The organism is Streptomyces sp. NPDC028711 (assembly GCF_055565415.1).
The window spans coordinates 17,172-40,321 of record NZ_JBVHUJ010000013.1; the positions used below are offsets into that span (position 1 = coordinate 17,172).

Sequence of the window (23,150 nt, forward strand, 5' to 3'; positions counted from 1 at the left end):
GGGGCGACCCTGGTGGGACAGGGGTCGGGGAATCCGCGAGGAGGCTCTCATGGCGTCCCACCGAAAGCTCCGCGCCGCGTCCGTGGTCTGCGTGGTGGCCGTCGTCGCGGGTCCCGCGCCGGTGGCGGCCTGGGCGACGGCCGGCCCTCCGGCCGCCGCTGTCGTGGTCTCGGCGCCGTCCCCCGATCCGTTCGAGGGCCTCACGGCCGACGAGATCGGCGACAGGGCCGTCACGGCGACCCAGTCGGCGACCTCGCTCCGCATGGCCGGCCGGGTCGTCACGGACGGGCAGCCGCTCGACATCGACCTCGCCCTCAACGACCGCGACGAATGCACCGGCGTGATGAAGATCAAGGGCGGCACGGCCGAGCTCCGGCAGGCCGACCGGATCACGTACATGAAGGGCGACGAGACCTTCTGGCGCGTCTCCATGGCCTCCCAGGGGATGTCCCAGGCACAGATCGACGTCACGATCGAGCTGATCAAGGGCCGCTGGCTGAAGATCGCCCCGGGGCAGCCCGGCAGCGGCGACATCGGCGGCTTCTGCGACCTGAAGGAACTCCTCTCCGACCTCGACAAGGACAAGGAGGAGCGCACCGGACTGACCAGGGGCCCCGACGCCGAGGTCGACGGCACTCCGGTCGCGACCCTGGTCAAGAAGAAGGCCGGCGGGGAGACCACCACCGTGTCCGTGTCCCAGGAGGGCAAGCCGTACATCCTGAAGATGGTCAAGGCGGGCGGCGACGAGCCCGGCTCGATGACGCTCTCCGACTACGACAAGCCCGTCGACGTGGTCGTCCCGCCCGCCGACGAGACGGTCGACCTCTCCAAGCTGGAGCGCGGTACGCCCGCGTGAGAGGTGCCACCCGCACGACGCCCGCGTGACGTGCGCCACCGCCGGGGGGCGTACCGGACCGCGCTGTCGGTGGTCCCCGTTAGCCTCTTTGAGGTGACCGCACGCATCACCGACCCGGAGCAGCTCAAGGAGCTCCTCGGCATCCCCTTCACCCCGGAGCAGACGGCCTGCATCACCGCGCCGCTCGCTCCGCAGGTCGTCGTGGCCGGAGCCGGCTCCGGCAAGACGACGGTGATGGCCGCCCGGGTCGTCTGGCTCGTCGGCACCGGCCAGGTGGCCCCCGAACAGGTCCTCGGTCTCACCTTCACCAACAAGGCCGCCGGAGAGCTCGCCGAGCGCGTCCGCACCGCCCTCGTCCGCGCCGGAGTCACCGACCCCGACGCCATCCACCCCGCCCCCCACTCCTCAGCGACGGCGGTGCCCGCCGACCCCTATGACGTTCCGGGCGAGCCCCGCATCTCCACGTACCACGCGTTCGCCGGACAGCTCCTCACCGACCACGGCCTCCGCATCGGCCTCGAACCCACCTCCCGGCTCCTCGCCGACGCCACGCGCTACCAGCTCGCCGCCCGCGTCCTGCGCGAGGCCCCCGGTCCGTACCCGGCCCTCACCCGGTCCTTCCCGACCCTCATCACCGACCTGCTCGCCCTCGACGCCGAGCTCGCCGAACACCTCGTACGGCCCGAAGAGCTCCAGGCGTACGACTCCGAGCTGCTCACCGCCCTCGCCGGCGCCAAGCTCAGCAACGCCGAACTGCGCAAGATCCCCGAGGCCGCCACCGCCCGCCGGGAGCTCCTCGACCTCGTCGTCCGCTACCGCGCCGCCAAACGCTCCCGCGACCTGCTCGACTTCGGCGACCAGATCGCCCGCTCCGCCGAGCTGGCCACCACCCGCCCCGAGGTCGGCGAGATCCTCCGCGAGGAGTTCCGGGTCGTCCTCCTCGACGAGTACCAGGACACGTCCGTCGCCCAGCGGCTGCTGCTCTCCGGCCTCTTCGGCCAGGGCACCCGGGGCCCGGCCACGGGGCACGCGGTGACCGCCGTCGGCGACCCCTGCCAGGCCATCTACGGCTGGCGCGGCGCCTCCGTCGCGAACCTGGACGACTTCCCCGAGCACTTCCCGCACCGGGACGGCAGCCCCGCCAGCCGCTACTCACTCTCCGAGAACCGGCGCAGCGGCGGCCGGCTCCTCGACCTCGCCAACGGCCTCGCCGCCCCCCTGCGCGCCATGCACGCGGGCGTGGAGGCGCTGCGCCCCGCACCGGGTGCCGAGGCCGACGGCAGCGTCCGCATCGCCCTCCTCCCCACCCACGCCGAGGAGATCGACTGGCTTGCCGACTCCCTCGCCCACCTCGTCCGCACCGGCCGCGAACCCGGCGAGATCGCCGTCCTCTGCCGGACCGCCACCGACTTCCCCGCCATCCACGCCGCCCTCGTCGCCCGGGAGGTGCCCGTCGAGGTCGTCGGCCTCTCCGGCCTCCTCCACCTTCCCGAGATCGCCGACCTCGTCGCCGTCTGCGAGGTCCTCCAGGACCCCGGGGCCAACGCCTCCCTCGTCCGGCTCCTCACCGGCCCGCGGTGGCGGATCGGCCCCCGCGACCTCGCCCTCCTCGGACGCCGCGCCCGCCTCCTGGTCCACCGGGGCGGAGAGGACCCGGACCCCGAGCAGCGGCTCGCCGCCGCCGTCGAGGGCGTCGACCCGGCCGAGGTCATCTCCCTCGCCGACGCCCTCGACACCTTCCTCGACTCCGGCGGCGCCACCGACGACGGCCTGGCGTTCTCCCCCGAAGCCCGGGTCCGCTTCGCCCGCCTCGCCACCGAACTGCGCGCCCTGCGCGGCTCGCTCGCCGACCCCCTCATGGACGTGCTGCACCGGGTGCTCACGGCCACCGGTCTGGAGGTCGAGCTGTCCGCCTCCCCCCAGGCGCTCGCCGCCCGCCGCCGCGAGACCCTCGGCCACTTCCTCGACATCGCCGCCGGCTTCGCCTCCCTCGACGGCGAGGCGAGCCTGCTCGCGTTCCTCGGCTTCCTGCGCACGGCCGTCCAGTTCGAGAAGGGCCTCGACAACGCGCTCCCGGGCGGCGAGAACACCGTCAAGGTCCTCACCGCCCACAAGTCCAAGGGTCTGGAGTGGGACGTCGTCGCCGTCCCCGGCCTGGTCAGCGGCCAGTTCCCCAGCGCACGCGCCCGCGAGTCGTGGACCTCCCAGCCTCAGGTGCTCCCGCACGCCCTGCGCGGCGACGCGGCGACGCTGCCGGACATCGACACCTGGAACGCCAAGTCGCTCACCGCGTTCAAGAACGAGATGCGGGACCACCAGCACACCGAGGAGCTCCGCCTCGGCTACGTCACCTTCACCCGCCCCCGCTCCCTCCTGCTCGGCTCCGGCCACTGGTGGGGCCCCTCCCAGAAGAAGCCCCGGGGCCCCTCGGACTTCCTCCAGGCCCTGTACGACCACTGCGCGGCGGGCCACGGCGAGATCGAGGCCTGGACGGAGGAACCGGAGAAGGACGCGGAGAACCCGTGCCTGACGGAGACGACCGGGGACGAGGTCTGGCCGCTCCCGCTCGACCAGGATGCGCTCCGACTCCGTCGCAAGGCGGCAGACGACGTCCTGGCCGCGTTGTGGGCAATCGTCCCGCAGGGCGGGACGGGTGGGCACAACACCCACCGCGCGGCGCCCGACCCCCAGGACCCCCACCCGGAGGACCCCTGGCCCGAAGACGAGGAGCCTGTCTGGGAGGAGGACGAGGAGACCCTCCCCAAGGACACCCACGCGGACGCGGTCCCCGCACCGAGGGAGCCCGAGGCCCCGCCCTCGGAGCCGTACGGCGACCTCACCCCCGAAGACGAGAGAACCCTCGCCTCCTGGGACCGCGACCTCACCGCCCTCACCACCGAACTCCGCCGTGCCCGCGCGACCACCCGTGACGTCCTGCTCCCCGCGTACCTCTCCGCCTCCCAGGTCCTGCGCCTCGCCGCCGACCCCGAAGGCTTCGCCCAGGAGCTGGCCCGGCCCATGCCCAAGGCGCCGCAGCCGGCCGCCCGCCGGGGCACCCGGTTCCACGCGTGGGTGGAGTCCCGTTTCGAGGAGCTGCCCCTGCCGTTCCTCGGCCCGGAGGAGCTGCCGGGCGGCGAGGACTTCGCGGGTGAGCCCGAGATCCTCGACGAGCGGGACCTCGACGAGCTCAAGGAGGCCTTCGCCCGCACCCCGTACGCCCACCGCACCCCGTACCGCGTCGAGGTCCCCGTGCACCTCTCGCTCGCGGGCCGGGTCGTCCGGGGCCGGATCGACGCCGTCTACCGGGACCCGGAATCCGGCGCGTACGAGATCGTCGACTGGAAGACCAGCCGGGTGCGCACCGCCGACCCCCTCCAGCTCGCCCTCTACCGGCTCGCCTGGGCCGAGCAGCACGGCCTCCCGCCCGAGGACGTCGCCGCCGCCTTCGTCTACGTCCGTACGGGTGAGGTGGCCCGCCCCGCTCGCCTGCCGGTCCGTGCCGACCTTGAGGCCATCCTGCTTGGCGGAGCACCCCCGGACGCCGGATAGGCTCGGGGACATGAGCGAGACCCCGGACAGCGCCGTCCACGCCGTACGCGCGTACATCGAGCAGCACCGTGCCGCCTTCCTCGGCGACCTCACCGAGTGGCTGCGCATCCCCTCCGTGTCGGCGCGGCCGGACCGGGCCGGGGACGTACGGCGCAGCGCCGAGTGGCTCGCCGCGAAGCTCACCGAGACCGGTTTCACCACCGTCGAGGTCTGGGAGACCGCCGGTGCCCCCGCCGTCTTCGCCGAGTGGCCCTCCGGAGACCCGGACGCCCCGACGGTCCTCGTCTACGGCCACCACGACGTGCAGCCCGCGGACCGCGAGGACGGCTGGCACACGGACCCCTTCGAGCCGACGGTCGTCGACGGCCGGATGTACGCGCGCGGAGCGGCCGACGACAAGGGGCAGGTGTTCTTCCACACCCTCGGCGTCCGCGCCCACCTCGCCGCCACCGGCCGTACGACTCCCGCCGTCAACCTCAAGCTGATCGTCGAGGGCGAGGAGGAGTCCGGCTCCCCGCACTTCCGCGAGCTCGTCGAGACGCACGCCGGGCGGCTCGCCGCCGACGCCGTGATCGTCTCCGACACCGGCATGTGGTCCGAGACCACGCCCACCGTCTGCACGGGCATGCGCGGAGTCGCCGACTGCGAGATCGAGCTGTACGGCCCCGACCAGGACATCCACTCCGGCTCCTTCGGCGGCGCCGTCCCGAACCCGGCCACCGTCGCCGGGCGGATCGTCGCCGCCCTCCACGACGAGCAGGAGCGCGTCGCGATCCCCGGCTTCTACGAGGGCGTGACGGAGCTCACCGACGCCGAGCGCGCCCTCGTCGCCGAGCTGCCCTTCGACGAGGCGGCCTGGCTGCGTACGGCGAAGTCGCACGGCACCCTCGGCGAAGCGGGTTTCTCCACCCTGGAGCGGGTCTGGGCCCGCCCCACCGCAGAGGTCAACGGCATCGGCGGCGGCTACCAGGGCCCCGGCGGCAAGACGATCGTCCCCGCCTCCGCCCAGCTCAAGCTGTCGTTCCGGCTCGTCGCCGGGCAGGACCCGGACAAGATCGAGCTCGCGGTACGGGACTGGCTCGCCGGTCTCGTCCCCGCCGGCATCCGGTACGACATCGTCTTCGGCGCCCCGACCCGCCCCTGCCTCACCCCGCTCGACCACCCCGCGCTCACGGCGGTCGCCGGGGCCATGAGCCGGGCCTTCGACGGCGCCAAGGTCCGCTACACCCGCGAGGGCGGCTCGGGACCGGCCGCCGACCTCCAGGACGTGCTCGGGGCACCCGTCCTGTTCCTCGGCATCTCCGTCCCGTCCGACGGCTGGCACGCCCCGAACGAGAAGATCGAACTCGATCTCCTCATGAAGGGCGTCGAGACGACCGCTCACCTGTGGGGCGACCTGCCTGCCGCCCTCCAGGCCCTCCACGCCGTCGAGCGCTGAACCCACATACCGAACCGGGGGAGTTGGAAGCACCTGTGAGCACCTTGAACAACGTGTCAGCCCTGAAGAACGCGCCGGCGGACCGCCCGATCTCGCTCACCGCCCCGAGCGGCATCGACCGCGCCGCGCACCACCGCCTCGACGAGGCGTGGCTGGCAGCGGCCTGGAGCCACCCCACCACCCGCGTGTTCGTGGTCTCCGGAGGACAGGTGCTGATCGACGACCTGCCCGACGGCACCACCGCGCTCGTCATGACCCCCGCGTTCGAGGCCCCGGTCACCGAGACCCATCGCTACTTCCTGGGCACGGGCGCCGACGGCGTCTCGTACTTCGCGCTCCAGAAGGACTCCCTGCCGGGCCGCATGGACCAGTCCGCCCGCCCTGCGGGCCTCCGTGAGGCCGGGCTGCTGCTCTCGGACCGGGACGCGGGCCTCATGGTGCACGCGGTGGCCCTGGAGAACTGGCAGCGCCTCCACCGCTTCTGCTCGCGCTGCGGCGAGCGCACGGTCATCGCGGCGGCCGGACACATCCGCCGCTGCCAGGCCTGCGGCGCCGAGCACTACCCGCGCACCGACCCGGCCGTGATCATGGCCGTCATGGACGAGGAGGACCGCATCCTCCTCGGCCGCCAGGTCCACTGGCCGGAGGGCCGCTTCTCGACCCTCGCCGGCTTCGTCGAGCCCGGCGAGTCCATCGAGCAGTCGGTCGTCCGTGAGGTCTTCGAGGAGGCCGGCGTCACGGTCGGCGAGGTCGAGTACATCGCCAGCCAGCCCTGGCCCTTCCCGTCCAGCCTCATGCTGGGCTTCTTCGCCCGCGCGACCTCCTCGGAGATCACCGTGGACGGCGAGGAGATCCAGGAGGCCCGCTGGTTCTCCCGCGAGGACCTGACCGCCGCCTTCGAGTCGGGCGAGGTGCTGCCCCCGTACGGCATCTCGATCGCCTCCCGCCTGATCGAACGCTGGTACGGCAAGCCGCTGCCGAAGCCGGGCGACGTGCTCTGACCGGGCCCGCCGAGCCCCCGACCGGGCGGTCGGGGGCTCGGCGGGACGGTCGACCCGCGCCGCGAAGGTTCCGGGGAGCCGCCGTCCCGGCCGGGGCGTCAGGCGAGCTGGTCCTTGTCGGACGGGAGCCAGACCGTCATGGTCGCCGGGTCGATCGGGATCGAGACGTGCTCGTGCGTGATCGACCACGTCCCGTCCGACCGCTGGAGGCAGACGCTCTCCCGTACCCATATCGAGGCCTGGATCCCACCCTTACGCTCGCCCGAGTCCCGGTGGAGCATGTGCGCGAACGCGGTGTCCCCCTTGGTCGCGAGGGTGAGGTCGTGCGTCTCCAGGCTGATGGGGCCGACGTATCCGTCGAACCAGCGCAGGAAGTTGCGCCGGATCTCGTCGGTTCCCGTGAACCGCAGCGGGGGGACGACGTCGAAGTAGACGGCGTCGGCGGCGTAGAACGACATGAGCCGATCGATGTCCTTGGTCTGCTGGGCGTCGGCGCGGCTCGCCAGAAGCGCCCGGATCTCGGACTCGTGGGTGGTCATCGCGTACTCCTTCGGTGGTGATGTGCCGAGGAACGTGTGCGGCGGGGCGCGGCACCTCCGCCTGTCTCCTTCGGTAGGACGAGGCGGCCCGGCGGAATGTGAGGCGGGGCGCCGCTCTCACATTCCGGGGCGCTGTCTCGTCCTAGGGGTGAGGGAAGAGCCGACCGAGGGAGCCGCACGACCATGACGCCCAGCCCGACCGCGCCGCAGGACGGCCGAATCGACCCGATGGCGAGCGCGCTCACGGGTGAACGCCGCCGGCTGATCAACCTCGCCTACCGGATGCTGGGCTCCCTGGCCGAGGCCGAGGACGTCGTCCAGGAGACGTACGCCCGCTGGTACGCGATGTCCCGGCGGCAGCAGGAGGCGGTGGCGTCCCCCAGGGGGTGGCTGACCAAGGTCGCCGGCCGCATCTGCCTCGACGTGCTGCGTTCGGCACGGGCGCGGCGGGAGCGCTATGTGGGGGAATGGGTTCCCGAGCCGCTGCCCGCGCGCAGCGAGTGGTCCGCCGGCGCGATGGACGACAGCACGGCCGATCCGGCCGACCGGGTCACGCTCGACGAGTCGGTCGGTATGGCCTTCCTCGTCGTGCTCGAGGCGATGACCCCGGCGGAGCGCGTGGCGTTCGTCCTCCACGACGTCTTCCGCTACTCCTTCTCCGAGGTGGCCGACATCGTCGGCCGCACCCCGGCGGCCTGCCGCCAGCTGGCGTCCTCGGCCCGCCGCCGCGTCGACGCCTCGCGGGCTCCCCTGTCGCCGACCGCCCAGCGGGCCCGTGTCGTCAGGGATTTCAGGCTGGCGTGGCAGGCCAAGGACATCACCGCCCTCATCGGCCTGCTCGACCCCGACGCCACGGCCGTCGGGGACGGTGGCGGAGTCGTCACGGCGCTGCTCCACCCGATCGAGGGCGCCGAGCGGATCGCCCGCTTCTTCGCCGACCGGACCCTCCCCGGCCGCCTCGCGGTCCGGGAGTGCACGGTCAACGGTCAGCCCGGTCTGGCGGCCCACCTGGACGGCGCCGTCCTGTCGGTGTACGCGTTCGACATCGCGGACGGCCGGATCCGACGGATCTGGGCCGTGCTCAACCCCGAGAAACTCCGGCCGTGGACGAGGGAGTGACACCGGCCCCGCCGGGTGGGGCCACAGCGGCGTCCGTCACTCCCGGACACAGCGGAGCCCCCGGCCGTCGTGGTCGGGGGCTCGCTGTCGCGGAGGCCGGGGTTCAGACGCTCAGCGCCTGCTTGACCTGGGCGAGAGAGGGGTTGGTCATGACCGACTCGCTGCCCTGCGGGGAGACGATCAGGACGGTCGGCACGGTCTGGTTGCCGCCGTTGGCCTTCTCGACGAACGCCGCCGACGCGGGGTCCTGCTCGATGTTGATCTCGGTGTACGCGATGCCCTCGCGGTCCATCTGGCTCTTCAGCCGACGGCAGTAGCCGCACCACGTGGTGCTGTACATCGTCACAGTGCCCTGCATGGCCTGGCGCTCCTCTTGTTCGCGGACGGGTGCCGAGAAGGAGAACGTACGCCCCGGCCGCCCCATTCCCGGCATTCGTATGACCGGGCCCACGCACCTGTGGACAAGCATCGGCACCGATCGCGCGCGACCTGGCAGCATTGGGGGGTGACAGCAGCAACGCACTCCACTCTCTTCCCGCAGGTCCCGGAGACGGCCGACGCGGTGCTCGACGGGCTCGACCCCGAGCAGCGCGAGGTCGCCCTGGCCCTGACCGGCCCGGTGTGCGTGCTGGCGGGAGCCGGCACGGGCAAGACGCGGGCCATCACCCACCGCATCGCGTACGGGGTGCGGGCGGGCATACTCCAGCCCGGCAGTGTGCTGGCCGTCACCTTCACCAACCGCGCCGCCGGCGAGATGCGCGGCCGGCTCCGCGAGCTCGGCGCGGGCGGTGTCCAGGCGCGTACGTTCCACTCGGCGGCCCTCCGCCAGCTCCAGTTCTTCTGGCCGAAAGCCGTCGGTGGCGATCTGCCCCGGCTCCTGGAGCGGAAGGTCCAGCTGGTCGCCGAGGCGGCGGCCCGCTGCCGGGTCCGGCTCGACCGGAACGAGCTGCGGGACGTCACGGGGGAGATCGAGTGGGCCAAGGTCACCCAGACCGTCCCCGCCGACTACCCGGCCGTCGTCGCCAAGTCCCTCAGGGACGCCCCCCGGGACCCGGCCGAAATTGGCCAGATCTATGCCATGTACGAGCAGCTGAAGCGCGACCGCTCGGTGATCGACTTCGAGGACGTGCTGCTGCTCACCGTCGGCATCCTCCAGGACCGGCACGACATCGCCGACCAGATCCGCGGCCAGTACCAGCACTTCGTGGTGGACGAGTACCAGGACGTCTCCCCGCTCCAGCAGCGGCTGCTCGACCTGTGGCTCGGCGACCGGGACAACCTCTGCGTCGTCGGCGACGCCAGCCAGACCATCTACTCCTTCACCGGCGCCACCCCCGACCACCTGCTGAACTTCCGCACCCGGCACCCGGGCGCCACCGTCGTCAAGCTCGTCCGCGACTACCGCTCCACCCCGCAGGTCGTCCACCTGGCCAACGGGCTGCTCAGCCAGGCCCGCGGCCGGGCCGCGGAGCACCGCCTGGAGCTGATCTCCCAGCGCGACCCCGGCCCCGAGCCCGTCTACACGGAGTACGCCGACGAGCCGACCGAGGCCGAGGGCACCGCCCGCCGCATCCGCGACCTCATCGCCGCCGGAGTCCCGGCCGGCGAGATCGCCGTCCTCTACCGGATCAACGCCCAGTCCGAGGTCTACGAGCAGGCCCTCGCCGACGCCGGAGTGCCCTACCAGCTCCGCGGCGCCGAGCGCTTCTTCGAGCGCCAGGAGGTACGGGAGGCGGGCATCGCCCTGCGCGGCGCCGCCCGCGCCGGGGGCAACGACTCCCTCCTCGACGACGCCGACGACCTGCCCTCGCAGGTCAGGGCCGTCCTCTCCACCAAGGGCTGGACCAGCGAGCCGCCCGCGGGCTCCGGCGCCGTCCGGGACCGCTGGGAGTCCCTCGCCGCCCTGGTCCGACTGGCCGAGGACTTCGCCCGCGCCAAGCCAGGCGCCACCCTCTCGGACCTGGTCGGCGAACTCGACGAGCGGGCCGCCGCCCAGCACGCCCCCACCGTCCAGGGCGTCACCCTCGCCTCGCTGCACGCCGCCAAGGGCCTCGAATGGGACGCCGTCTTCCTGGTCGGCCTCACCGAGGGCATGATGCCCATCACGTACGCCAAGACCGACGAGCAGGTCGAGGAGGAGCGGCGCCTGCTGTACGTCGGCGTCACCCGCGCGCGCCTCCACCTCACGCTGTCCTGGGCGCTCGCCCGCTCCCCGGGCGGCCGGGCCTCCCGGCGCCCCAGCCGCTTCCTCAAGGGGCTGCGGCCCGGCTCCGGCTCCCTCGGCTCCACCGTCACCGGCGGTACCGGCTCGATCGAGCGGGGTGGCGCCACGAGCGGCTGGCGCAAGCAGCGCGGCCCCGTCCGGTGCCGGGTCTGCGGGACCACCCTCACCGAGGCGGGCGCGATGAAGCTCATGCGCTGCGAGGACTGCCCCTCGGACATGGACGAGGCGCTCTACGAGCGGCTGCGCGACTGGCGCTCGGAACAGGCCAGGGAGCTCGGCCAGCCCGCGTATTGCGTGTTCACCGACAAGACGCTGATGGCCATCGCCGAGCGGGTCCCCGCGACCGGCGGGGAGCTCTCCTCGATCTCCGGCGTCGGCGCCCGCAAGCTGGACCGCTTCGGGGACGACGTCCTGGCCATCTGCGCAGGTGGGGATGGTGGGGCGGGAGAGGGCGAGGGCTGAGGAAAACTCGTCGGAAAAATAGTTTGCGCCTGCCCCGTCAAGCCCCATAGGTTCTTAACCACGGAAACAGCGGCTTCTTCGAAGCCCTGTGTTCGTGCTGTACTTGTCCAAATAAACATGAGGGTCCGGCTCACACCCGAGCCCTCCGAGACGCCGAGAGGAGGCGATTCCAGTGATCAGCACCACGATTCAGGCCGGCAACACCGCCCGCTTCGTCAGCACCGTCAGCTTTGCCAGCACCGCCAAAATGACCGATCTCTCGGTCGTCTCCGCCTGCACGCTCGGCCTCTCCGCCTCCGCCTTCCTCGGCACCGGTCTGTCCGTCGCCGCCCTGCCCGCCGCTGCCCTGCCCGTCACCGGTCTCTCCGGTCTCGGCAAGGCCGCCATCGAGCGGCGCGACGAGCGACCGACCAAGGCACTGGAAGCAGTAGCAGCAGGCAAGGCCACGGCCTATGGCATTGCGGCGACCGGTGCCGGAAACCAGCAGCAGACGACCAAGCACCACCACATGATGTGGGCCTTCCGTGGGCTCGAACCCTGGAGTGATCCAGTCTGATCCATGATCAGACCGGCGCCTTCAGGGCCGCGGAACCCCACCCGGGATCCGCGGCCCTTCTGTTTGTCCCCGAACGGGGACGACGGCGTGAAGGCGCCTCGGGACAGACACACCCGGTACCAGCCGAAACCCCGGCCAACAGGCCGGAACGACCAGACGAGGAAAGACCACCGTGCAACTCGAAGCGCACGCCCCGTCCGTACCGCCTTCCGATTCGATCCCCCTGCCCGGCCTCACGGAGGACCCCGCTTTGACCCCCCTCACCGCGCTCACCGCGCTCGACGACGCCATCGAGAACCTCGGCGTACCCGTTCCCTGTCGCGCCTACGACCCCGAGGTCTTCTTCGCGGAGTCCCCGGCCGACGTCGAGTACGCGAAGTCCCTCTGCCGGACGTGCCCGCTCGTGGCGGCCTGCCTGGCCGGTGCCAAGGAGCGCCGCGAGCCCTGGGGTGTCTGGGGCGGCGAGCTCTTCGTCCAGGGCGTGGTCGTGGCCCGCAAGCGGCCGCGTGGCCGCCCGCGCAAGAACCCGGTCGCGGCATGAGCGCCACCGGAACCATCGACCGCCCCCTCACGCACGATCCCCAGAAGCAGGCCCCGATGACCTCTTCCACCAGCGAGCCCGCCGGCTTCGCGACCTCAGTCTTCTCCCCCTCCGCCGCGCCCACCGCGCGTCAGAACAGGACCCGTGAAATGCAACTCATCCCAGAAGCCCTGGCCCGTGCCCATATGCACGAGCGACAGCGTGAGGTCGACGCGGAACGCCAGGCCGTGCGCCTGGTCGCCGCCCGACGCATGCAGCGCCGCGCCGAGCGCGTCTCGCTGCGCGCCCGCCGCGCGCTGGCCATGGCCGTCATGCACTGAGTGATCCCGCGCCCCCCAGGGGCGCCGCCGCGGGGGCCGGTCCTGAGGGACCGGCCCCCGCGGTGCGTTGTCGGGGCCGCGGCGCCCTGCCGGGTTATCGTCACGAAGATGAACGACGCCCGTACCCCCGAGGGACCCCTCGCCTGCGCGCGCTGCGGCAAGACCACCGACACCCTGCCGCTGACCTGGACCTGTTCGGTGGAGAACGGCCGGCGCACGTACTTCTGCGAGGACTGCGCCCGCGCCAACATCCGCGCCATCGAGGGCCGTCTCGACTCCTCCTGGTGGTGATGCCGCCGACCGCCGGTCTCCGGCCGGGGGTGCCCGGCCGCCGTTCTCCCGGCCGCCGGTCTGCCGTCTCCGGTCTCCGTGTCAGTCGGCGGCGGGTGCCACGAAGCCCGGCAGCCACTCCTCCAGTTCGTCCCGCAGTCGCACCGTCGCGTTGAGCTGGCACAGCACCCCGATGGTGCTCAGCGTCACCCGGTGTATCAGCAGATACGCGGGAGGCAGGTTGAGCTGCTTGCCCAACTGGTGTGCGGGCGAACGGGGATCGGCGATCCGGGCCGCCTGGCTGCGCAGCCAGGCGCGGGTGAAGACGAACGACTCCGCCTCGGCCGGCTCGATGATCGGCAGCAGGTACTCCAGGACCGTCTCCGGGTCGAGTGCGACGGAATCCTTGACGAAGCCGTCCGCGCGGAGCAGTTCGTAGACGGTCTCGGCCTCACCGGCGAGCGCCATCCGCAGACAGGTGCCGATCGTCTCGGGCAGTCCGCCCGGCAGCCGGTCCACGGTGCCGAAGTCGAGCACTCCGAGCCGCCAGTCCTCCGGCCCGTCGTCCTCGCCGGAGCCGGGCAGCAGACGGAAGTTCCCCGGATGCGGATCGGCGTGCAGCAGCCCGGTGCGCGCGGGACCCGAGAAGAGGAAGCGGGCCAACAACTGGCCCGCCCGGTCGCGCTGCTCCTCCGTTCCGTCCGCGATCACCTCGGAGAGCGGCAACCCGTCCATCCACTCGGTCACGAGGATCTGCTCCGACTGGTGCACCACCGCGGGCACCACCACGTCGGGGTCGTCGGCGAACTCCTCCGCGTGCCTCCGCTGGGCCTCCGCCTCCAGGCCGTAGTCCAGCTCCTCGGAGACCCGGTCCCGCATCTCGGCGATCAGCGGCTTGATGTCCATGCCCGGCACGAGCGGACCCAACAGCCGGGCGAAGCGGCTCAGCTGCGTCAGGTCGGAGAGCAGCGCCTCCCCGGCGCCCGGGTACTGCACCTTGACCGCGACCTCGCGACCGTCGTGCCAGACGGCCCGGTGCACCTGCCCGATCGAGGCCGCCGCCGCCGGCTTGTCCTCGAACTCCAGGAAGAGCTCCCGCCATTCGGACCCCAGCCGCTCCTCGAGAACGGTGTGCACGGTCCGCGTCGGCATCGGGGGCGCCGCCTCCTGAAGCTTCGTCAGCGCCGCCCGGTACGGCCCGGCCACGTCCTCCGGCAGCGCGGACTCGAAGACGGACAGCGCCTGACCGAGCTTCATGGCCCCGCCCTTGAGCTCACCGAGCACCTTGAACAACTGCTCGGCCGTGCGCTGCTGGAGCTCGCGGGCGACGATCTCCGCCGACCTGCCGCCGATCCGCTTGCCCAGGCCCCAGGTGGCCCGGCCCGCGAAGCCCAGTGGCAACGCGGCCAACTTGGCGGTCCGGGTGACCGCCTTCCGGGGAAGATCAGACATACGCCCCTCCAAAACCCAGATTGTCCTGCTGCGTAGGGCCGTTACCCCGCCATTGTGTCCTGCGCCCTTCCGGCTGCCGAGACGCGCTCCCCCTCTCGTGCGCGCGCCGCCCCGCAGGGGCACGCCGGGTGCGGGCCGAGCCGCTCCGCGCGCCACTCCAGCGACGGCAGCGACACCGACCATCGGGTGCCCGTGCTCGCCGGGAGATCCCCGTCCAGAAAGGCCAGCGCGTGCGCGGCGGCGAGCCCCGCGACCGCCGTCGCCAGACCCACGTCGCAGGCGGGCAGCGGGTGGGGGGCGCCGGAGCGCCACTGGGCGAGCAGCCGGGGCCAGACCGGCTCCCGGTCGGTCCGCCCCTCCTGGAGACACCGCGCGCAGGCGGTGCCGCCCGGCAGGACGAGCGGACCGACCGTCCCCGTCGCTTCGAGCACCCCGGCGTACAGGTGCGGGGTACCGGTGGCGACCCACCGCTCGGCCGGGAGCGGATCGGGGACGTATGCGCCGAGACCGTCCCTCGGCGTCACCACGACGAGTGAAAGACCGAGGCCGCCGGAACCCTCACCCGATCCGACCCGCCCCCGCGCCGGTCCGCTCCCGCCGCCCGGTGCCGGTGCTCTCGACGGACCCGGTGCGGTACGGCGGGTCCGCCAGCGGCCGACCAGGCGCCGGGCCGCGGTCGCCCGGCGCTCGCCGACGGACTCGGCCGGCAGTCCGCCGGGGGCCGTCTCCCAGGGTTCGACCCGGCCCGAGTCGCGTACCTCGACCTCGCCCACGCCCGCGGCGGCCAGGAGCGCCGCCACCGTCGCCCCCACCCGCCCGGCGCCCCGGACCTGGACGCGCAGGGCCCGCCGGGCCGCCAGGATCCGTGCCGCCTGATCCGGCCCGGGATGCACCACGGAGAGGGAGGCGAGGTCGGCGCGGAGCGGATCGAGCGCGGGATCCACCGCGCCGGCCGCCGGTCCCGCTCTCCCCGGCCGCCCGGTGCCCGCGTCGGCGAGCAGTCCGGCCGACTCCAGCCGGCCGAGGAGCGCGTCCAGGCGTCCGTCCGGCAGGCCCCGCTCCCGCGCCTCGGCGCGCAGCAGTTCCGTCCCACGGGTGCCGTCGAGCAGTCCGAGCAGGGCTTCCGTGTCCTGGTCGACGGGGTCGAGCACCACCGCGTGAGCGGGGGTGACCCCGAACTGGACGCAGCGGAGACCCCGCCAGGTCCGCCGCAGCGCGGGTTTCACCATCGGATGCATTTCCCTCGCCCCCCCGCTCCCGTCCCGATCCGCATTCAAGATCGACGACGTCGAGATCGTCGACGGTCCATTCGCCGTCCCGAGGCGAGAATGCCCCGTCGACGTGAGGGCCGCCGAAAGTTGTCCACAGGCGAGGGGATTAGTCATTCGAATGGTGTGGAGCGGGCGCGGATCGCCCGCGAAACCCCTCCTCGGGTGGGACTTCCCCCGCCGGCAGCGGGTAACGTCGGGGCCGTGCCCGCCGACCCACAGCGCAGCGTGACCGACTCCCCGCACCCCGGTGCCGGGACGAGCGCGGTCGAGGTCCGCAGAAGCCCGCGGCGGAGCAGAACCGTCTCGGCCTACCGCGAGGGCGACCGGACCGTGGTGCTCATCCCGGCACGGATGTCCGAGGCGGAGGAGCGCCGCTGGGTCGGCGTCATGCTGGACAAGCTCGCCGCGAAGGAGAGCCGGAGCGTCCTCGGGGACCGTGAGCTGACCGAGCGGGCGCTGCGTCTGTCGGAGCAGTACTTCGGCGGCCGGGCACGCCCCCGCTCCGTGCGCTGGGTCACCAACCAGAACACCCGCTGGGGCTCCTGCACCCCCTCCGAGGGCAGCATCCGCCTCTCCCACCGGCTCCAGGGCATGCCCGAGTACGTCGTCGACTACGTCCTCCTCCACGAGCTGGCCCATCTGCTCGTCCCCGGCCACGGGCCCGGCTTCTGGCGGCTCCTCGAGGCGTATCCCCGCACCGAGCGGGCGCGCGGTTACCTGGAGGGCGTGGTCGCCGCCGAGCGCCTGCCGCACCTTCCCGCCGCTCGCGAGGAGTGACGGAGCCGGTACGCGCGCGTGAGCGGGTTTCCCGATTCCGTACCGAAAACGACCTGCCCTGTCTCAATGTCGTACACAGCGGCTAGCCTGGCGCGAGCAATCGCCATTCGGGATGGGGGACGGTCGTTACGCATGGCCAGGGAATTCCAACGCGGCCACAAGGCCAAGATCAGTGATCTCACCGCGGGAACCGATCTGTACGTGGGCGTGCAGATCGCGGCGCCCGGGCTGACCTTCGACATCAGCTGTTTCGGTCTCGACGCGGAAGAGCGGCTCTCCGACGACCGCTACTTCGTCTTCTTCAACCAGCCGAAGACTCCGGAGGAGTCCGTCCAGCTGCTCGGTGCCCAGTCCGGCGACACCGAGTCGTTCCGGGTCACCCTCGACCGCATCCCCGCCAACATCCACAAGCTGTCGTTCACCGCGACGATCGACGGCGCCGGCCAGATGTCCCAGGTCGGCCCCGGTCACCTGCGCATCGTGGCGGGCGGCGAGGAGGTCGCCCGATACTCCTTCACGGGCGCGGAGTTCAGCACCGAGCGCGCCGTGATGCTCGGCGACTTCTACCTCAAGGACGTGTGGCGGTTCGCCGCCGTCGGCCAGGGCTTCGACGGTGGCCTCGACGCGCTCCTGCGGAACTTCGGCGGCGAGGTCGCCGAGGAGGAGCCGGCGGCGCAGCAGCAGGCCGCGGCTCCCGGGTTCGCCCCGCCGCCGCAGGCGGCGGCGCCTCCGGCCTTCGGCGCACCCGCGGCCCCGGCGCCCGGCTTCGGCGCGCCTCAGGCACCCGCACCGGCTCCCGCGTTCGGCGGGCCGCCCGCCCCGCAGGCGCCCACGCCGCCGCCCGCCCCGGCGCAGCCGGTGCACACGGCGCCCACGATGGTGGCGCCGATGGCTCCCGCGCCGGTTCCGCCGCCCGCTCCCGCCCCGGCGGCCCCCGGGCCGTACGGGCAGCCGCCCCAGCCGCCTCAGCCGTCCCCGTACGGCCAGGTTCCGGGCCAGCCGCCCGGCCAGTACCCCGGCCAGGTCCCGGGCCAGGGCCAGGTGCCGTACGGCCAGGCCGCCCCGGCTCCGTACGGGCAGCAGCAGCCGTACGGGCAGCAGGCGCCGTACGGCCAGCAGCCCGGCGTCCCGCACGGCGTGCCCCAGGGCGTGCCGGCGACCGGCCCCGGACTCGCGGCCGCTCTCGCGCCGTACAAGGAGACCGCCACCGGCGCCCGCTGGACCCCGCAGAACCAGCAGCTCATGCGGGTCGACCTCGCCATGGGCGGCACGCCCGTCCTCGCCCGGCAGGGCTCCATGGTCATGTACCAGGGCAAGGTCGACTTCTCCCACAAGGGCGCGGGCTTCGCGGGCCGGATCGTCGGCAACGCCACCGGTCAGGAGATGCAGCTGATGCGCTGCACCGGTCGCGGTCAGCTCTTCCTCGCCGAGGAAGGTGCCCATCTGCACCCGATCGAGCTCCAGGGCGACGGCATCTGCGTCTCCGCCGAGAACGTCCTCGCGTTCGACGAGTCCCTCCAGTACGAGGTCCGGCGCATCGAGGGCCACGGCATCCCCGGCGGAGCCCTGTTCACCATGCAGTTCCAGGGCACCGGCACCGTCGTCGTGAAGACCCACGGCGTCCCCGTGGTGCTGCCCGTCACGCCGACGACCTTCGCCGACTGCAACGCCGTCGTCGCCTGGTCGTCCGCGTCCCAGGTCATCCTCTCCAGCCAGGTCCGGCTCCGGCGCAACGCCTACCCCGGCCACAGCGGGGAGACCGTGAACCTCCAGTTCCGGGGAGCCCCCGGCAACTTCATCGTCGTCCAGCCCTACGAGGTCTGAGGGAGCCCGAAGTCATGAACCAGCAACTCGCGGGCTACGCCCCGACCCCCGTCGCGGCCCGGATGGAGAACCACGGCCGCACCATGCTCAAGGTGGCCATGGCCTCCGGCCAGGACCTCTACGCCAGGACCGGCTCGATGGTCTCCTACGAGGGATTCATCACCTACGAGCCCAACCCGCCCGCCGCCCGCCAGGTGGCCAAGCAGTGGGCCACCGGCGAGGGCGCGCCGATCATGAAGTGCTCCGGCGACGGACTGCTCTACCTCGCCGACTACGGCGCCGACGTCGTCGTGATCAACCTCCAGAACGACTCGATCTCCGTCAACGGCACCAACGTGCTCGCCTTCGACGCCCACCTCCAGTGGGGCGTCGAGCAGGTCAAGGGCCTCGCCAAGTTCGCCGGCCAGGGCCTGTTCAACGTGGAGATCGCCGGAACCGGCTGGGTCGCGCTGACCTCGCGCGGCACGCCGATCGTCGTCGACTGCGGCCGCGGCGACGACGAGACCTACGTCGACCCCGACGCGCTCGTCGCCTGGTCGCCGTCGCTCAAGGTCAAGGGCAAGCGCAGCTTCAAGGCCTCCTCCCTCATCGGGCGGGGCAGCGGCGAGGCCTACCAGATGGCCTTCTCGGGCCAGGGCATCGTCGTCGTACAGCCGAGCGAGGACAGCACCGACCGCCTGCGGGTCCGGGGCTGAGGGGGAGCGAGAACACACCATGCAGAGCCCGCTTTTCAACCACGCCGAACAGCAGAGCCAGGAGCGGTACGTCCTCCAGAACCCGCAGCTCCTGCGGGTCAGCCTCACCGGGCAGGACGACGTCCTCGCCCGCAAGGGCGCCATGGTGGCGTACCAGGGACTCCTCGACTTCGACGGCGAGTACAAGACCCCGAGCCAGCGGCGGGCCCAGGCCCGCACCGGTGAGGGCCTCGACCTGATGCGCTGCTCCGGCCAGGGCACGGTCTACTTCGCCAACCTCGCCCAGTACGTCCACGTCGTGGAGGTCGAGCAGGAGGGCCTGACCGTCGACAGCGCCTACGTCCTGGCGCTCGACTCGACCCTCAACACCGAGGTCATCGCCGTCGACAGCCAGTACGGCATCTCCGGCTCCGGCAAGTACCAGCTCAACATCTCCGGCCGCGGCAAGGTCGCCCTGATGACCTCGGGGCAGCCGCTGATGATGCACGTCACGCCCGACAAGTACGTCAACGTCGACGCGGACGCGATCGTCGCCTGGTCCACCTCGCTGCGCGTCCAGATGCAGGCGCAGACGACCAACTCCAGCGTCCGTCGCCGTCGCGGTGACACGGGCGAGGGCTGGGAACTCAGCTTCCTCGGCCAGGGCTTCGCGCTCGTCCAGCCCAGCGAGGTCATGCCCCCGCAGCACGCGGCCATCGGCCAGGGCATCGCCGCCCAGTTCGGCGCGGGCCAGCACGGCTCCCACGCCCAGAACCAGAACAACGCCTGGAACTGAGCACCGGACACAGAGCACCGGACACGGATGAGGGGCGGTCGCCCGGGCGACCGCCCCTTCCTCATGTCCCGCTGTCCCGCTACAGACGGGCGAGCGTGCTCTCCAGGAGACGGACCACGGACGTGTCCGCCACGCCCGCCACCTCCTCGTACGCGAACCAGCGCAGATCCAGCGACTCCTCGCTGATCGCCGCCACCGCGTCGGCCGGCGCGAGCGCCGCGTACTGCACGTCCAGATGCCAGTGACAGGGCGCCGGGATCGGGTGCCGGTCGAGCCGCACAGGACCGCCCGGAAGCAGGCTCAGACCCGCGATCCCCGACTCCTCCGTCGCCTCGCGCAGCGCCGCCGCCTCCACCGTCGCGTCGCCCTGCTCGCAGTGGCCGCCCATCTGCAGCCACATGCCCAGCTTCCTGTGCAGGGTGAGGAGCACCCGGGCCCGGGACGGGTCGATCACGAGCGCGCTGCTCGTGAGATGACCGGCACCGCACGGCTTGTACATGCCGTCGGGATGGGCGTCCAGATGCTCCAGATAGAGCTGCCGCAGCTCCTCCTGGCCCCCGTACTCCTTCAGTACGAGGACCGCGTCGTCGTGGAGGCTCACTCCTTGCCGTCCCCGTCCTCCGGGGCATCGCCCTTCGCCGCCTCGCCGAGCATCTTGTCCAGCTCCGAGAAGTCCAGGTGCTCGCGGTGCACGAAGCCGTCCGGGTCGTCCAGGTCGGTCGCCGTCGGCAGCATGTCCGGGTGCTCCCACAGCCCGTCCCGGCCGTCGACCCCCCGCGCGTCCGTCAGCGAGGCCCACAGTCGCGCCGCGTCCCGCAGTCGGCGCGGACGCAGTTCGAGACCGATCAGGGTCGCGAAGGTCTGCTCGGCGGGACCGCCCGACGCACGGCGCCGGCGCAGCGTCTCGCGCAGCGCGTCCGCCGAGGTCAGCCGCGACTTCGCGGCCTCGTGGACCACCGCGTCCACCCAGCCCTCGACGAGGGCGAGCGCCGTCTCCAGACGGGCGAGGGCCGCCTTCTGCTGCGGGGTGTCCTCCGGCTGGAACATGCCCTGCTGGAGCGCCTCCTGAAGCTGCTCCGGCTGCGTCGGGTCGAGCTGGCCCACCGCCTCCTCCAGCTTCGAGGTGTCGACCTTGATCCCGCGCGCGTACCCCTCGACCGCGCCGAACAGGTGCGCCCGCAGCCACGGCACGTGCGCGAAGAGACGCTGGTGGGCGGCCTCGCGCAGGGCCAGGTAGAGCCGCACCTCGTCGAAGGGCACGCCGAGGTCCTTGCCGAAGGCCTCGATGTTCAGCGGCAGCAGCGCGGCCCGGTTGGGCGGACCGAGCGGCAGCCCGACGTCCGTCGACCCGACGACCTCACCGGCGAGCGCGCCGACGGCCTGCCCGATCTGCTGGCCGAACATGGCGCCGCCCATGGAGCGCATCATGCCGATCAGCGGGCCCGCCATGGCCTGCATCTCCTCCGGCAGGACATCGCCCATCGCCGCGCCGACGCGCTCCGCGACCGGGTCCACGAGCTGCTGCCACGCGGGCAGCGTCGCCTCGACCCACTCCGCGCGGCTCCACGCCACCGCCGTGTTCGCCCCGGAGGGCAGCGAGGTCACCTGGTCGAGCCACAGGTCGGCGAGGCGCACGGCCTCCTCGACCGCGGACTTCTCGGCCGGACCCACGCTGGCGTCCTTGGTGCCGTCGGCGGTGCCCTGGGCCACCACCTGGCGCGCGATCTGCTTGGCCATGTCCCAGTTGACGGGACCGCCCTCGTAGCTCAGCATCTGGCCGAGCTGCTGGAAGGCCGCACCCAGGTCGTTGGGGTTGAGCGAGCCGAACATCGCCGCGAACGGATTGTCCGCGCCCCCCGGCCCGCCCATGCCGGGCAGCCCGCCGAAGCCGAACGGGTTCGCCCCGAACGGGTTGCCGCCCTGGCCACCGGACCCCTGGCCACCTCCGGCGGGGTCCTTCTTCTTGCCCTCGTCGCCGTCCTCCGGCTCCTCCGGCGGAAGGCCGAATCCGAATGGGGTGTCACTCACAGGTTTCCTCGGCTCTTCGGGCCGCCGGCTCCTGCCGACGGCGACTGCCCCTTACACACCACCAGCGTAGGTGGTGTCCCTCCGACCGGGCCGGGCTCGCGGCCCCGGTCCGGCCCGGTCGGCGGGACACCACCCGACATCCGGGCCGGAAATGGGCTCGGTGCTCCGCCGGGCCGTGCCCTGCGGCAGGATGGACGCCACCTGGTCCGTACGCGTCATGCGTGTACGTACTGAAGACAACCGCTGGAGACGCCCGGTGAGTTCCCCAGATCCTCAGGTTCGCGGAGCGCGAAACCTCTCAACCCGGTCAGCCGCGCGCGGGCCCGTCGTCGCGGTCACCGGTGCCGCGTCCGGCGTCGGTGACCTGCTGACCAGGCGCCTCGCCGCCTCCGACGAGATCAAGAAGGTCGTCGCCATCGACGAGCGCCGGGGCGAGGTCGCCGAGGCGCAGTGGCACATCCTCGACGTGCGCGACCCGGCCATCGCCGAGAAGCTGCGCGGCGCGGACGTCGTCGTGCACCTCGCCGTCGATCTCGACCTGGAGACCGATCCCGCCGCCCGGACGGCCTACAACGTGCGCGGCACGCAGACCGTCCTGACCGCCGCGGCGGCCGCCGGTGTCCACCGGGTGGTCCTCTGCACCTCCGCGATGGTCTACGGCGCCCTGCCCGACAACGACATCCCGCTCTCCGAGGACGCCGAGCTCAGGGCCACGGCCGAGGCCACCGGCGTGGGCGACATGCTGGAGATCGAGCGCCTCGGCCGCCGGGCGCCCCGCGCGCACCCCGGCCTCCACGTCACCGTCGTCCGCCCGGCCGTCCTCGTCGGGGGTACGGACACGGCGCTGACCCGCTACTTCGAGTCGCCCCGGTTGCTCGTCGTCGCCGGTTCCCGGCCCACCTGGCAGTTCTGCCACGTCGACGACCTGGTCAGCGCCCTGGAGTACGCGGCGCTCGAAAAGGTCGAAGGGGAGCTCGCCGTCGGCTGCGAGGGCTGGCTGGAACAGGAGGAGGTCGAGGAGCTCTCCGGCATCCGGCGCATGGAGCTGCCCTCCGCCGTCGCCCTCGGCGCGGCGGCCCGCCTCCACCGCATCGGCCTCACCCCGTCCCCGGCCGGCGACCTCGCGTACACCATGCACCCCTGGGTGGTGAGCGTCGGACGGCTGCACGACGCCGGCTGGCGGCCGAAGTGGACGAACGAGGAGGTCCTCACCGCGCTCCTCGACGAGGTCGAGGGCCGCCACACGGTCGCCGGCCGCCGCCTGGGCCGCAAGGACGCCACGGCGGCCGGTGCGGCGGGAGCGACGGTGGCGCTGCTCGGCACGGCGGCGCTCGTCCGGCAGATGCGGAAGCGGCGCGGGATCTGACGGGCGGGGGCCGGACCCGCGCGGGATCGACGGGCGGGGCCGGGCCCGCGCGGTCTGTAGGACCCTCCTACGGCGGCCGCCGACCGC

At 72.7% G+C, this 23,150-nt stretch carries 21 protein-coding genes; 15 read left to right on the forward strand and 6 right to left on the reverse strand.

The genetic code is table 11. The annotated features are described in order from the left end of the window. Positions 1–49 precede the first annotated feature (49 nt). The 4 genes from ACZ4VK_RS31440 (at position 50) to nudC (ending at position 6,844) form a co-directional block, all read left to right on the forward strand. Positions 50–856 carry a hypothetical protein gene (locus ACZ4VK_RS31440; RefSeq protein WP_468359569.1) on the forward strand — a complete coding sequence of 269 codons (807 nt, stop codon included), beginning with the start codon at positions 50–52 and terminating at the stop codon, positions 854–856. A 93-nt stretch (positions 857–949) separates the two neighbouring features. Further along, positions 950–4,405: an ATP-dependent helicase gene (locus ACZ4VK_RS31445; RefSeq protein ID WP_468359572.1), complete on the forward strand. Its 3,456-nt coding sequence runs from the start codon at positions 950–952 to the stop codon at positions 4,403–4,405. A 10-nt stretch (positions 4,406–4,415) separates the two neighbouring features. Beyond that, positions 4,416–5,843 (forward strand): dipeptidase, encoded by a 1,428-nt coding sequence (locus ACZ4VK_RS31450; protein ID WP_468359575.1) that lies wholly within the window; start codon positions 4,416–4,418, stop codon positions 5,841–5,843. Positions 5,844–5,896: 53 nt separating this feature from the next. Beyond that, positions 5,897–6,844 carry an NAD(+) diphosphatase gene (gene nudC / locus ACZ4VK_RS31455; protein WP_468359578.1) on the forward strand — a complete coding sequence of 316 codons (948 nt, stop codon included), beginning with the start codon at positions 5,897–5,899 and terminating at the stop codon, positions 6,842–6,844. A gap of 98 nt (positions 6,845–6,942) precedes the next feature. Here nudC and ACZ4VK_RS31460 read toward each other — a convergent pair whose 3' ends face one another. Continuing rightward, a complete protein-coding gene (locus ACZ4VK_RS31460) occupies positions 6,943–7,383 on the reverse strand; it encodes a YybH family protein (protein ID WP_468359581.1) in 441 nt (146 codons plus the stop codon). A gap of 183 nt (positions 7,384–7,566) precedes the next feature. Here ACZ4VK_RS31460 and sigJ point away from each other — a divergent pair, with 183 nt between their 5' ends. After that, positions 7,567–8,502 carry an RNA polymerase sigma factor SigJ gene (gene sigJ, locus ACZ4VK_RS31465; protein ID WP_468359583.1) on the forward strand — a complete coding sequence of 312 codons (936 nt, stop codon included), beginning with the start codon at positions 7,567–7,569 and terminating at the stop codon, positions 8,500–8,502. Positions 8,503–8,605: 103 nt separating this feature from the next. Here sigJ and ACZ4VK_RS31470 read toward each other — a convergent pair whose 3' ends face one another. Beyond that, on the reverse strand, positions 8,606–8,860 hold the full coding sequence (locus ACZ4VK_RS31470) for a mycoredoxin (protein WP_468359586.1): 255 nt from the start codon (positions 8,858–8,860) through the stop codon (positions 8,606–8,608). Between the two features lie 147 nt (positions 8,861–9,007). On the opposite strand from ACZ4VK_RS31470, the gene ACZ4VK_RS31475 reads away from it, so the two are divergent. The 5 genes from ACZ4VK_RS31475 to ACZ4VK_RS31495 all read left to right on the forward strand — a co-directional run bounded on the left by ACZ4VK_RS31475 (position 9,008) and on the right by ACZ4VK_RS31495 (position 12,896). Then, entirely contained in the window at positions 9,008–11,188 is a 2,181-nt protein-coding gene (locus ACZ4VK_RS31475; protein ID WP_468359589.1) for an ATP-dependent DNA helicase UvrD2, read from the forward strand. Positions 11,189–11,360: 172 nt separating this feature from the next. Next, positions 11,361–11,744, forward strand: coding sequence for a hypothetical protein (locus ACZ4VK_RS31480; protein WP_468359592.1), 384 nt, complete (start codon positions 11,361–11,363; stop codon positions 11,742–11,744). A gap of 172 nt (positions 11,745–11,916) precedes the next feature. Beyond that, entirely contained in the window at positions 11,917–12,285 is a 369-nt protein-coding gene (locus ACZ4VK_RS31485) for a WhiB family transcriptional regulator (protein ID WP_389683572.1), read from the forward strand. After that, positions 12,282–12,605: a hypothetical protein gene (locus tag ACZ4VK_RS31490; protein ID WP_468359595.1), complete on the forward strand. Its 324-nt coding sequence runs from the start codon at positions 12,282–12,284 to the stop codon at positions 12,603–12,605. The genes ACZ4VK_RS31485 and ACZ4VK_RS31490 overlap by 4 nt, the downstream gene beginning before the upstream one ends. Positions 12,606–12,713: 108 nt before the next feature. Continuing rightward, positions 12,714–12,896 (forward strand): hypothetical protein, encoded by a 183-nt coding sequence (locus ACZ4VK_RS31495; protein ID WP_468359598.1) that lies wholly within the window; start codon positions 12,714–12,716, stop codon positions 12,894–12,896. 81 nt (positions 12,897–12,977) lie between these two features. Here the strand turns inward: ACZ4VK_RS31495 and ACZ4VK_RS31500 are convergent, their stop codons facing one another. Together ACZ4VK_RS31500 and ACZ4VK_RS31505 are read right to left on the reverse strand one after the other, a co-directional pair. After that, positions 12,978–14,327, reverse strand: coding sequence for an ABC1 kinase family protein (locus ACZ4VK_RS31500; protein WP_468359601.1), 1,350 nt, complete (start codon positions 14,325–14,327; stop codon positions 12,978–12,980). Between the two features lie 41 nt (positions 14,328–14,368). After that, positions 14,369–15,565 (reverse strand): TOMM precursor leader peptide-binding protein, encoded by a 1,197-nt coding sequence (locus tag ACZ4VK_RS31505; protein WP_468359604.1) that lies wholly within the window; start codon positions 15,563–15,565, stop codon positions 14,369–14,371. A 234-nt stretch (positions 15,566–15,799) separates the two neighbouring features. Here ACZ4VK_RS31505 and ACZ4VK_RS31510 point away from each other — a divergent pair, with 234 nt between their 5' ends. The 4 genes from ACZ4VK_RS31510 (at position 15,800) to ACZ4VK_RS31525 (ending at position 19,669) form a co-directional block, all read left to right on the forward strand. After that, positions 15,800–16,375: a M48 metallopeptidase family protein gene (locus ACZ4VK_RS31510; protein WP_468359607.1), complete on the forward strand. Its 576-nt coding sequence runs from the start codon at positions 15,800–15,802 to the stop codon at positions 16,373–16,375. A gap of 132 nt (positions 16,376–16,507) precedes the next feature. Further along, positions 16,508–18,199, forward strand: coding sequence for a TerD family protein (locus tag ACZ4VK_RS31515; RefSeq protein ID WP_468359610.1), 1,692 nt, complete (start codon positions 16,508–16,510; stop codon positions 18,197–18,199). A gap of 14 nt (positions 18,200–18,213) precedes the next feature. Next, a complete protein-coding gene (locus ACZ4VK_RS31520) occupies positions 18,214–18,894 on the forward strand; it encodes an AIM24 family protein (protein ID WP_468359613.1) in 681 nt (226 codons plus the stop codon). Between the two features lie 19 nt (positions 18,895–18,913). After that, positions 18,914–19,669 (forward strand): AIM24 family protein, encoded by a 756-nt coding sequence (locus ACZ4VK_RS31525; RefSeq protein WP_468359616.1) that lies wholly within the window; start codon positions 18,914–18,916, stop codon positions 19,667–19,669. 79 nt (positions 19,670–19,748) lie between these two features. Here ACZ4VK_RS31525 and ACZ4VK_RS31530 read toward each other — a convergent pair whose 3' ends face one another. Both ACZ4VK_RS31530 and ACZ4VK_RS31535 read right to left on the reverse strand, forming a co-directional pair. Further along, complete coding sequence (locus ACZ4VK_RS31530; protein ID WP_468359619.1) at positions 19,749–20,270, reverse strand: NUDIX hydrolase; 522 nt, start codon at positions 20,268–20,270, stop codon at positions 19,749–19,751. Continuing rightward, positions 20,267–21,697 carry a zinc-dependent metalloprotease gene (locus ACZ4VK_RS31535; protein WP_468359622.1) on the reverse strand — a complete coding sequence of 477 codons (1,431 nt, stop codon included), beginning with the start codon at positions 21,695–21,697 and terminating at the stop codon, positions 20,267–20,269. Before ACZ4VK_RS31535 ends, ACZ4VK_RS31530 begins: the two co-directional genes overlap by 4 nt. A gap of 256 nt (positions 21,698–21,953) precedes the next feature. Between ACZ4VK_RS31535 and ACZ4VK_RS31540 the strand changes: the two genes are divergently transcribed. Further along, positions 21,954–23,063, forward strand: coding sequence for an SDR family oxidoreductase (locus ACZ4VK_RS31540; protein WP_468359625.1), 1,110 nt, complete (start codon positions 21,954–21,956; stop codon positions 23,061–23,063). The last annotated feature ends 87 nt before the right edge of the window (positions 23,064–23,150 follow it).